Origin of the sequence: Leptothoe sp. ISB3NOV94-8A, from assembly GCF_043421595.1 — a bacterium.
GTDB lineage: Bacteria > Cyanobacteriota > Cyanobacteriia > Phormidesmidales > Phormidesmidaceae > Leptothoe > Leptothoe turfae.
Map to the genome: position 1 here is coordinate 6353956 of NZ_JAXSQW010000001.1, position 11864 is coordinate 6365819.

Sequence of the window (11864 nt, forward strand, 5' to 3'; positions counted from 1 at the left end):
ACCAGATCGCCTCTTTTGACTGGCTCACATATCTAATCAAAGCGGATGGGGAAAGTAAAGACGGAAAAGTCGGTTGCCAGCTATAAATAAGTAACATAGAGCACAAATAACTTAAGAATTTGACCTTTAAAAACTCAACTGCTGTTGAAAATATGTGCGATACACTTCACAACTGGGGACAGCCTGACAGCCTTTGACTGTTATGAGCCCAAGACTTTCTAGGCGATACATAGTAACGGCATCTAGTTCTACGCCATCTTCAGAAGAGATCACTTGTTTAAACGCGGTAGCTAGATTTTGTTCTACTCTCAAAAGAGCTAGATAGTTACGTAGATGAGTGCCATAAATCCCAGAGGGGGTCGAGGCTGTTTTGAGTAGGCTGGTAAGAGCTGTAGGCTGGGTAACAAGATGGTAGAGAAAAACATTGACCAGATATGGGTGTCCTCCCACCAAATCTAATAGGGCTTTCCCCAATGTATTATTACGCTGCTCTAGGCCATAGCGAGCAACTAATTCGGCCACTTGATCAGCCGTAAATCTGGGCAATTTAATGGCTTGACCAATATTAAAGGGCGATTGATTAATTTTTAATGGGACGTAAATTTCTGTAGAATGAACAATAACGATACGCAGGTTACGCCAAAGAAAGTTCCATCGAGCTTTTTCATGCCAGGAGCGCAATAGTGGAAAAAAATCTTGGGCTACTTTAGGATGCTCAATCAGTCTCTCAGCCGCACCAATAATTAGTACGATGGGTGTTTTTCTATTCTCTAGGAGATACTCCTGATAATAGAGTTCACTGCTGACCTTGTGTCCCATGGATGAATCCCAATAATCATCGAGTTTGGGTGGTAGATTTAGGGCTCGACTGGTTTGGGTGCAAAACCATTTTAGGAATGTGTCAATGCTGCTAAAAATGTCTTGATCAACGGTTTGCAAATCGAGATGTACCGTCTGATAGCTGTATTGGTGTGCGGATTGTATCAGACGAAACACCAGGGACGTTTTCCCCATTTTTCTGGGTGCTTTAATGCGCAGAAACCCACCAGGAAGCTGGATCTCTGAATGGGCTAAGTCTTCGCTGGGCAGACGCTTAATATATAGTGGAGATCCCGGTGGCAACGGCCCAGATGGGTATAGTGGTTGAATCGAGCTTGCACCTAGTTGTTTACTTAATGCTGGGGATGTAGTAGACGTTGTAGCTGGCGTTGAAGGTATAGAGACAGTTTTTAGATATTCGCGTAATACAAACAGCAAACTCTTTTTTGTGACCCGTTGTCCTAATGCTTGGGATATGGCGCGCCATAGCTTATAGCCTGTGTCTTTAAGGTGGGCATCTCCATACCCTGACTGCTTGGCCATTTGATCATAGGTTTGCTTATTCCATGTTTGCCCTAAAACAATCCGCTCCGCTGGAGTAAGTTTACGTTTAAGTAGGCACTCTTCGATGGCAAGAAGAACTGCATCAGGGTTCATAGAAGGTAAAAAGACAGGAGGCAATCTACAGGAAACTACCTAATATTTTCGCATAAAATATTAGGTCTCAAATAAATCATAAAGAGCTTTCCGACTTTTCCGACTTTTGGGTCAGACATGTTCATACTTCGATACATTCTTGATTTCTCAAATCTTTATAGCAATCTCGTCGAACAGATCTCGTCGAACAATTTAAATACGGTAAGTGTAGTCGACAAATGCATTTTTAAGCACAGCAGGTTTTCTATGTTGTCTATAGATATTGATCGGCAAATTGTTGGAATGACTTAAAACTCACGCTCAATCTTTGCTGTCATCTATTAGGCAAAGGCTACGGGTTGTTGTATTTTGTGGGGTTTAATATTTTGGACGGGAATGTGGGCCGTGAGTAATGAGTAGGATTTCAGCGATGACAATCATTTGATTGCTTTCTTCTTTTATCCCAATCTTGAATCCTGGTGAACCACTAGCAGTTCATGATTTCAGGTGTAGTGAATTCTCTCAAATTTTCTTCTGCCATACAGGTGTTCAGACTTTTCCGTCTTTTTTGCGAAAATTTATATAGCAGCCTTTTCTTAAAGGAATAATAATTCTGTCGGGTTGACTACATTACATTCATGACAATTATGCCAAAACATATAGGCAGAACTCTTGTGTATACATAATGTTCTGTCTATTGTCATTGTTCAGTTCTAATACTTTTCTCCACCGGTAGCGTTTGTTACTGCTTTATCTATGATTTGCTGAGCTTCCTCCTTGAGGAGGCAACTTTAGATTTAGTGAATTTTTTACTCTTTTTGGGTAGACGTTAGTTATCAAGCGTTAAGCGAGTTTCAGGCATTATTTTCAGTGCCTGGTAAATCTTGGCAGAGCGTGCGATCGCTATCCACCACGTCAACGTTTGTCCGCAAATAGTCAGCAATCCAGTCGCATGCATAGCTCAGCTCATTTAAGGCTAGTACTTTCTCCAGATTCCAATGGGTGATGTTGCCATCTTCAGCAACGGTCAATAATTCTCCATTGGGGCTAAACTTCACACTTTTGAAACCTGCTCCATTGCCATAGAGGGTTTTGATTTTGTTGCCATCTATAGACCATAGAGCAAGGGTATTATCAGAGCCAGCGGTGGCTATCATTTGTCCATCAATACTGAAATCCACCCCGAATAGGCCATTCGTATGGCCATCAAAGGTCCTGACCAATGTGCCATCCCAGCGCCAAAGCTTAGCGGTTTGATCAACACTGGCGGTGATAAAAAATTGACCGTCAGGGCTGACCGATAGAGCAAAAATATCTGCACCATGGGCCTCAAGATCGTGGAGCAGCTCACCGTCTGTAGTATTCCAAATTTGAACGGTGCCTCCAGACCCTGATGAAACTAATTGCTGGCCATCTCGACTAAAGGCGACCCGATAGACGCGCCTCTGCTGGCCCTTCAAATGATGGATCAGTTGGCCATCAACGGTCCATATTCGGATGGAGCCATCTTCTGCACCAGCGGCAATGCGCTGACTATCAGGGCTAAAGGCAACATCCCACGACTGGAATTGGTGGCCTTCTAGATCTCGTAGAAACTGCCCATTCTGGGTCCATAGTTTTACAGTGCCAGTGGTGCCGACAGCGGCGATCATCTGTCCGTCTGGGCTAAAATCAAACCCAAACAGGGTCCCTTGCTCTGCTTCCAGGTCAGTCACAATGTTGCGTTCTGTATCCCAGACCAAAGGCCTAGAACTATCACCAGAGACAATTTTTTCACCACTGGGACTGATCGCAATATCCCACAAATCATCCCCCAGAAAGATAGTTTTGAGCAGAGGCGTTTCCCACTGTCTGAGTTCAGCCGTAGTGCCTGTCCCAGAGATGACAACAGAACGACTATCCGTGGGAGAAAAGCTTAAGTTGCGAATATCACCTGGGGTTTGGACAATGCGCCAGACAATTCCCTTTTTACCCCAAATACGCAGGGTTTGATCCAACCCTCCAGAGGCTAGAGTTCTGCCATCGGCGCTAAAAGCCAAATGCTCAATTCGTTTTGTATGCCCTTTCAAGGTTCTAGTGGCGTTTCCATTGGGCTGCCACAATTGAATGACGGCCTCATCGCCTCCGGTTGCGACAGTGGCCTCTGTAGGGTTAAAGGCCACACTCCAAAGACTATTGCCTTTAGTCTCACCCCGCAGAGTACTCAGGAGTTGACCCGCAGACGACCAAAGTTTGGCCGTGTTATCCAGGCTCGCCGAAGCAATCGTCTGCTCGACTGGACTCACAGCCACCTGCCAAACCATTCCTTCATGTCCGCCCAGGGTGTAACGTAGTGTCCCATCTAGGTCCCAAACTTTCACCTGCTCATCAGCTCCACCAGAAACCAGAAAATCTCCCTTGGAGCTAAAGGCCAAATCCCAGGCTGCGCCTCCATGGGCCTCTATCGTTTGTAAGAGAGTGTTTGCATCTAAGTCCCACAGCTTTAGATGGCCGTCCAGATTGGTTGTCGCTAGCACAGGACGCTGGGGATGAAAGGCAACACCAAACGTGACGCTGCTATCTTCAAAGGTGTGCAGCAGTTGACCATCCTTGGCCCAAAGCTTGACCGTCGTATCTCCACTGGTAGTGGCAATCGATTCTCCATCAGGGCTGTAGGCAACCCCTAAAACCGGCCCCTGATGTCCTGACAATCGATTACGCTCACTCATCCAGTAAACAATTTGGTTGAGAGCGCGATCAGCCTCTTCTGTTAGTTCAGGATGGTCCCCCTGGAGCGTTTCAAGCTTACGCTTGGCTTTAATGGCATCGATCAAGGCCTCTAATTCATGGTGAGAGGCAAACTGTCCATCTGCTGATGAAATCAATGCTCGAATTTCATTGAGTCGGGCATCCTGTTCGCTTAAAAGGGCCGCTTGTTCACTGCCGACGGCTCGACGATATTGCCAAAAGGTGGCCAAACCCAAAAGTGACACGATGATCAGTGCCCCAGAGGTTAGGCCCAAGAGAATTCGTTGCAGACGAGCCGTTTGCTTGGCGGCCTGTGCTTTTTCTAGCTGCCGGGCTCGCTGATTTTCTGCCTGCTCCTGGTCCTGGCTTGAAGATAAAAAACGATAATCTAAATCGCTGAGACTTTTACCCCGTGCCCAGACTTGAGCATCATGGAGTGCCTGCCCCCGTAGCAGTCGCGATTCGTCAGTTTGCTGCGAGGTTACCCAGGCATTAAACATTTCTGAATAGGGGCGCAGAGCAGTTAGCTGGCGCTGCACCCATTCCAGGGTAAAAACATTTTCATAAATTCGATTTTTGGCTTGGAGATGGCCATCGTGTCGCACCATCAGGCCGCTCAACAGTAAGTCAATTTGATCCCGGCTATCGTCAGTGGGAATGGCTTGCCCTTCTAGCCACTGTTGATACAGGCCGAGCAGACGGCCTGCAAGGTTGTCATCGTAGAGCAGTCGATCGCGAATCGTGCGCAGATGCTCTGGCTCATCTTGGGATTCCCAATGGGTCAGAATGCGATCTCGAACCACACTGTCTACCCAAAAGTGTTCCATCCCAGGGGGAATACTCAAGGGCTCCTTCAAAGCAGTTTCGCTAGACGCTACCAAAAGTTGACACACCTTCTGAGTCAAAAAGGGCTGTCCGCCAGTCCAATGCAGCACTGACTGCAAAATCGCTTGAGTATTGGGCGTTTGTATATTCAATCCCTGAGCAAGGGGCATGGCTTCTGCCAAACTAAAGCCCTTTAATACAATTGCTCGACCAATGTTGAACGGTGTACGCTGTTTATCCGCAATCAAATCCGTGGGAGTTGCCACCCCAAAAATGGCAAAGGTCAGTCGTTTATAATCTGGCTCAATGGTCCGTCGGTTATAGCAAAAGCGAATCAGCGCAAAAAAGTCATCAACGGAGAAGGGCAGATTTAGCAGACTGTCTACTTCATCGATAAAGAGAAACAATCGCTGCTCCGGGCACTGAACCAGCAGCATTTCTATAAACTGACTCAGAATTTGTGTGAAGGACAGATGACTGCGATCCTCCCACCAGATGCGGATGTCACGGGTGCGCAGGTGAAACTGCATTGCCAGGGTCCCCATCATGCCTCGGTACCACTGCTCCGGCGTAATGTGGTCGCTGCCAATGTTGGTCACATCTACTACCGCACAGCGATGTCCCTCTGCCTGCAAACGATGCCAATTGCGCACCATTAGAGACGACTTGCCCATTTGGCGAGAGTTAAACACGTAACAGAATTCGCCTGCTAACAATGCAGTGTAGAGATCTTTATCCGCCTGCCGTTCGATATAGGTGGGGGCATCAGAATCAAGACTGCCACCGATTTGATAGTAGTTAGCCATGGTTCTATTAAGACGGATTAACTGTTGTTATATCTTTGCAGAGGGTGCGATCGCTCTCCACCACGTCGATATTGGTCTGTAAATAATCCGCTATCCAGTTGCAGGCATATTCCAGCTCGTTCAATGCCAATATCTTCTCCAAGTTCCACAGGGTGAGTGTGCCGTCTTCAGTGGCAGTGACGAGCTCTCCTGTGGCGCTAAATTTCACACTTTTGAAGCCAGAATCTTTGCCGTATAGGGTCTTGATAGGTTTACCGTCTAGAGTCCACAGGGTAATCGTGTTATCAGCGCTGGCAGTAGCTACCATGTGTCCGTCAGGACTAAAATCCACCCCGAAAAGACCGGTCGCATGTCCTTCAAAGGTGCTGACCAATGTGCCATCCCATCGCCACAACCTAGCGGTACGATCGGCACTGGCAGAGGCAATAAACTGACCATCCGGACTTACTGCTAACCCAAAAATATCTGTATCGTGGGCTTCAATTGTATGGAGGCGATTCCCATCGGCGTTCCAAACCTGTAGTGTACCATCTGAACCTGCTGAGACGAAATTTTGATTGTCAGGGCTAAATGCTACACGATAAATGCGTTGTCCATCATGACCGTCTAGAGTCTGGATGAGGTCTCCTTCAACAGTCCATACTCGAATACTACCGTCTTCTGCACCAGCGACCACCCGTTGACTGTCAGCGCTAAAGGCAGCATCCCAAATCTGTAGTTGATGCCCCTCTAAATCTCTTAGGAAACGCCCCTCCTGGGTCCAAAGTTTAAGGGTGCCATTGTGTCCAGATGTTGCAATCATTTGGCCGTCTGGACTAAAGTCAAATCCAAACAGAATTGTATCCGTTTGTAGGGTGGCAGCGATGTTTCGCTCGGTGTCCCAGACATTAACTGTTGAGCTATCGCCAGAGATGATTCGATCACCTTGAGGACTGATGGCAAGATCCCAAATCTCGTCATTTAGAAAAATGGTTTTGAGCAGCGGTGTTTCCCACTGTCTGAGTTGAGCGGTGTTCTGAGTTCCGGTTGTCACGATGGATTGCACATCGGTTGGAGAAAAGCTGAGTTCGCGGATATCTCCTGGAATTTGAAGAATACGCCAGGGACTGCCATCTGTGCCCCAAATCCAAAGGGTTCTATCCAGGCTTGCGGATGCGATCGTAGCACCATCAGCAGCGAAGGCCACGTCTTCAACGCGCTTTGTGTGCCCCTCCAAGGTTTTGCTAAGGTTGCCATCAAGGTTCCAGAGCTGTATCACTTCACCGTCACCACCGGTAGCTAGTAAGTTACCCATCGCATTAAAAGCCAAACTCCAAAGACTGCCACCGTCGAGGGGACCAGGTAATACACTTAAGAGTTCACCATCGGCAGTCCACACTTTGGCGGTATTATCCAAGCTGGCCGAGGCAATTGTTTGCTCAATTGCACCCACCGCAACTTGCCAAACCATGCTTTGATGCCCCGACAGCGTTTTGAGCAAATTTCCGTCTAGAGTCCATACCCTAGCGTGATGATCGGCTCCACCTGAGACTAAAAATTCTCCTGTGGGGCTAAAGGCCACACTCCAGGCAGCTCCTTCATGGGCTTGAATCGTTTGCAACAATGTTTTGGATTCGAGATGCCAAATTTGTAAGCTACCGTCCAAATTAGTTGCCGCTAGTAGGGGGAGATGGGGATGAAACGCGATACCAAAGGTAGTGGCATTACCTGCAAAGGTGTGTAGTAGTTGACCGTTCTTGGCCCAGAGCTTGACGGTTTGATCGCCACTCGCCGTTGCGATCAATTCTCCATCTGGACTATAGGTAACGCCCAAAACATGTCCTTCATGGCCTGACAGGCGATTGCGCTCACTCATCCAGTAGATAATCTGGTTAAGAGCCCGATCTGCTGCGACGGTCAACTCTGTAGGAGCTTGCTCAAGTTCCTGAAGTCGGCGTTTTGCCCTGATAGCATCGATCAGCGCTTCCAGTTCGTGGTGGGAGGCAAATTGCCCTTCTGCCGATGAAATTAGCGCCTGAACTTCGTTGAGGCGGGCGGTTTGTTCACTGGCGATCGCCCGCTGATATTGCAAAAATGCTGCCGCACCCAGCAGTGAAACGATTGCTAATGCCCCTGACGTGATGCCTAAAAGAATGCGTTGTAGACGGGTGGTCCGTTTGGCGGCTTCAGCCTTTTCGAGGTCTAGCGATCGCTGAATCTCAATCTGCTCCTGTTCTTGTCCCAGGGCCAAAAAGCGATAGTCTAAATCGCTGAGACTTTTTCCCCTGGCCCAGGTTTGGGCATCGTGCAGTGCCTGTCCCCGCAGCAATCGGGATTCATCAATCTGCTTTGAAGCCACCCAAGCGTTAAAGGCTTCCGAGTAAGGGCGGAGGGCGGTCAACTGCCGCTGTATCCACTCCAGATTAAAAACGGTTTCATAAATTCGATTTTTGGCACAGAGATTTCCCTGTTGCTGCACCATCAACCCGCTTAGCAATAGATCAATCTGATCGCGACTATCATCGGTGGGTATTGTTTGACCTTCTAACCAGCGCTGATAAATCCCGAGCAAGCGTCCTGTACGACGGTCATCATAGAGTAATCGGTCGCGAATGGTGCGCAAATGCTCAGGCTCATCCTGCGATTCCCAGTGGGTGAGAATTTGATCTCGTACTACACTGTCCACCCAAAACTTTTCCATCCCCAGCGGTATATTTAATGGGTCATTGACCGCTGTTTGACTAGAGGTAACTAATAACTGACAAACCTTCTGAGTCAAGAAGGGCTGTCCATTTGTCCAATTCAATACCTCTTGTAAAATGGCTTGGGTATTTTCGGTTTGAATCTTTAAGCCTTGGCCTAAGGGTGCGGCTTCTTCGAGGCTAAATCCTGTGAGCATAATTGCTCGACCAATATTGAACGGTGTGCGTTGTTTGTCGGCAATCAAATCAGCCGGAGCCGCCACACCAAAAATGGCAAAGGTAAGCCTTTGGTAAGCTGGCTCCACCGTACGACGGTTATAACAAAAGCGGATGAGCGCAAAAAAGTCATCGACTGAAAACGGTAGATTCAGCAGACTATCCACTTCATCGATAAAGATAAATAACCGTTGGTCTGGACACTGAGCCAGTAACATATCAATAAACTGACTCAAAATTTGGGTCAACGATAAGTGGCTGTGTGCTTCCCACCAGCTCCGAATGTCTATTGTTTTTCGGAGACCAAACTGTAGTGCCAGGGTGCCCATCAGCCCCCTGTACCATTGTTCGGGGGTAATGTGATCACTGCCAATATTAGTAACATCGATAACGGCACAGCGATAGCCTTCTTCCTGTAGACGGTGCCAACTGCGCACCATAAGAGAAGATTTTCCCATCTGGCGAGAGTTGAATATGTAGCAAAAATCACCCGCTAACAGAGCGGAGTATAGCTCTTTGTCCGCTTGTCGCTCAATGTAGGTGGGGGCTTGATAGTCAAGACTGCCTCCAATTTGATAGTAGTTGGCCATGATTAAGCTGGGCTAGAGGGGGAACACTGTCGCAGAGATTGCGATCGCTAGTAAGACATTACGTTAGTACTCAAGTGATCCTTGAGCCAATCGCAGGCTTAGCTGAGTTCATTAAGTGTCAAGATTGTATCCAGACTTTCCATGGTTAACGTTCCATTTTCGGCAACGGTTGCTAGTAAATGTGGGTATTGCTGATCTTTGGGATAACGTTAGTTGTGAGACACCGTCAAATAGCAACGGTGCTAGGCTGGTGCATTCCCTAAATAAACAATCGCTAAATTTGCAACGAGACTAAGTGTTACATAGTTGAAACTGGAACTGTTGCTTTAGAGACTTTTTGTTCTCTCTCTCTCTAGTTTTATGATCTTGATTTAACAAGAATTTCCCATGGCTCTTATGGTCTTTAGTCTGCAATAGTCTTCTCCCTCAGTAGAGCTAGCAACAACATCCTTGCTGTCGCCATCTAGTGACACTAAACAACAATTGCTCGATTTGTTGTGTATGAAGATCTTGTGTGTTGTTTCTCTCAATTGTCACTATCGATCTTTATCGATCTTTTATGCCTGAACCACTGGTTCCATTCACTTCCAGGCAGACTGAATCGATGGAGTATAATCGAGCGAGCGATATGAAATAGTGTTTGTTGTGTGGCTGCACTCAGATTCGCTGGTGCAGCCACCCCAAAAATGGCCAAGGTAAAACGTCGATAGTCAGGCTCCACTGCCTGCTAAGGGACTGCACAAAAATAAAATCCCGGTTGGGGCTGTCGATGGGTGGATGAGTGATGGGTAATGGGGTAATTATTTAAGCGCAAGCGTCTAACACACTGTTACTGCTGAGTAGTGGTTATCAATACACCTAATCTACCTGTCTGGCTTTTTGCAGTAGACTCTCGCTATTTGAGCGATAAGCACTCACCCTATCCTGAGCAATTTGATAGCGCTCATCAGCCACTGGCACTTCCGCCATTAGATCAGAGGCTTGCTGCCAGCGGGCGGCTAATGCTAGCCAATCAGATGACGTCTCTGCCGTTGAACCATCCTTAGCAGCTTGCTCAGCAATGCGAACGGCTCGGGCAAACGAATCATAGGATTCAGGTAGAGGCAGATGAGCCGAGGCTGTTTGCTCTGAAGAGTCAGCAACTGAAGGAGCCGTTGCCAACCGTTTATAAGCCCAAGCAGTGATACCAATTAGTAAGAGAGCAACGGATAGACCGCCAATAATGTTGCCAAGAAACGACTTACGCTGCCGCAGATCAGACTTAGAAGCTCCCTCTGGCATGTCTGTTCGTAATTTAGGACGCCTTAGATCACGCAGGGTGCGCTTAAACCAATGGGGTTGCTTGAGGATAATCGTTTCTGCCCAAAGCAGATGATTATCAGGGTCGCGGCTAATTTCTTCAAGCCAGAGTAGCTGCTGTTCTTGGACAAGGCGACTATTAATTTTGACTCGCCGAATTCGGCGAGGGGCAATATTTTCTAGAATATTTCGAATATTTTCAACGACCACCGATTTCTCAAGCTGCTCATTGGTGGGAGCTTCACACAAAAGTTGAAGCACATTATCGACAAAGACAGCACGAGTACGGATGCCGTTGTTTGCTAACCGATCGTTAAGAATTTGAATAATGGCCGCTACGCTGCCGTCTTGGGCTTGCCCAAAGACATCATTGATATCAGTAAGTGTAGTAGTATACATGCAAATAGTCTCCAAGAGACCATCACTACAATCATCCCAGAGTGGTAGAACACCTGGTTACAGCTGACATCTAGTTGCACAAGATGTTCCAGGTGCTGGGCATTAAGGTTACCTCAAAAATGTCATAGCTATCCAATTTGCTCCGGAATTTCCGTATATATATGGATAGCCTGCAAAAAATTGAGTGCCTTGATGGTTCAAGTATTCTGCCCTAGATGGGGAGTTTCATTAAACTTTAAAATTTTCCAGCACTCTGAGTTATGCTGACGGTCTTTAGTCAGATCCGGATTAAGTAGCCAGAACTCAAATAGGGCGGTGTGGCGAATGGGAATTTGCCAGGTGCGATCGCACCCTAAAATCACCCTGATCAGCTGCTGCATAAAGCCCCCATGGGTCACCATCCAAACCCAATCACCTGGTTGATGGCGCTGCCACAGGGTTTGATACCAGCTTGCCGCCCGTTGATAAGCTGCCACTAACGTTTCGGCTTCAGGTACGGGCTGATAATCTAACGTTTTTGTTAACGCCTCACAGATCTGAGGATAACGGTTACTCGCCTCAGCCCAAGTTAACCCTTGAAAAATTCCCTGGTGTAGCTCTTGTAGGGCCACTTCATATTGGATAGGGCGTTCAATTAATGCGTCTAAATAAACCGCCGTCTCAACCGCCCGCTGTAACGGACTGCTGTAAATGCAGACAGGGTCAGGTTGATATTCCTGTAAATACGCTGCCAACTGACGAGCCTGCCATTGACCCGTAGCAGATAGAGCCGTAGACATTTGCCCTTCTAAACGGCCCTCTAGATTCCCAAGTGATTCACCGTGCCGAACCAGCAGTAACTTCAGATACTCAGCCATCCCTTATCT

Annotated in this window: 5 protein-coding genes; all 5 read right to left on the reverse strand. The window is 47.4% G+C overall.

The annotated features are described in order from the left end of the window. Window positions 1-126: 126 nt before the first annotated feature. Complete coding sequence (locus tag SPB21_RS27210; protein WP_499868198.1) at window positions 127-1476, reverse strand: AAA-like domain-containing protein; 1350 nt, start codon at window positions 1474-1476, stop codon at window positions 127-129. A gap of 833 nt (window positions 1477-2309) precedes the next feature. Then, window positions 2310-5813 (reverse strand): AAA-like domain-containing protein, encoded by a 3504-nt coding sequence (locus SPB21_RS27215; RefSeq protein ID WP_499868200.1) that lies wholly within the window; start codon window positions 5811-5813, stop codon window positions 2310-2312. Window positions 5814-5820: 7 nt separating this feature from the next. Beyond that, entirely contained in the window at window positions 5821-9300 is a 3480-nt protein-coding gene (locus SPB21_RS27220) for an AAA-like domain-containing protein (protein ID WP_499868201.1), read from the reverse strand. Window positions 9301-10158: 858 nt separating this feature from the next. Next, window positions 10159-10998 (reverse strand): hypothetical protein, encoded by an 840-nt coding sequence (locus SPB21_RS27225; protein WP_163663661.1) that lies wholly within the window; start codon window positions 10996-10998, stop codon window positions 10159-10161. Window positions 10999-11195: 197 nt separating this feature from the next. Continuing rightward, window positions 11196-11855: a histidine phosphatase family protein gene (locus SPB21_RS27230; RefSeq protein ID WP_499062172.1), complete on the reverse strand. Its 660-nt coding sequence runs from the start codon at window positions 11853-11855 to the stop codon at window positions 11196-11198. Window positions 11856-11864 lie beyond the last annotated feature (9 nt).

Excerpts from the sequence above, each read along its gene's own strand:
- SPB21_RS27210 (WP_499868198.1), bottom strand. The coding sequence starts at position 1,476 with ATGAACCCTGATGCAGTTCTTCTTGCCATCGAAGAGTGCCTACTTAAA.
- SPB21_RS27215 (WP_499868200.1), bottom strand. The coding sequence starts at position 5,813 with ATGGCTAACTACTATCAAATCGGTGGCAGTCTTGATTCTGATGCCCCC.
- SPB21_RS27220 (WP_499868201.1), bottom strand. The coding sequence starts at position 9,300 with ATGGCCAACTACTATCAAATTGGAGGCAGTCTTGACTATCAAGCCCCC.
- SPB21_RS27225 (WP_163663661.1), bottom strand. The coding sequence starts at position 10,998 with ATGTATACTACTACACTTACTGATATCAATGATGTCTTTGGGCAAGCC.
- SPB21_RS27230 (WP_499062172.1), bottom strand. The coding sequence starts at position 11,855 with ATGGCTGAGTATCTGAAGTTACTGCTGGTTCGGCACGGTGAATCACTT.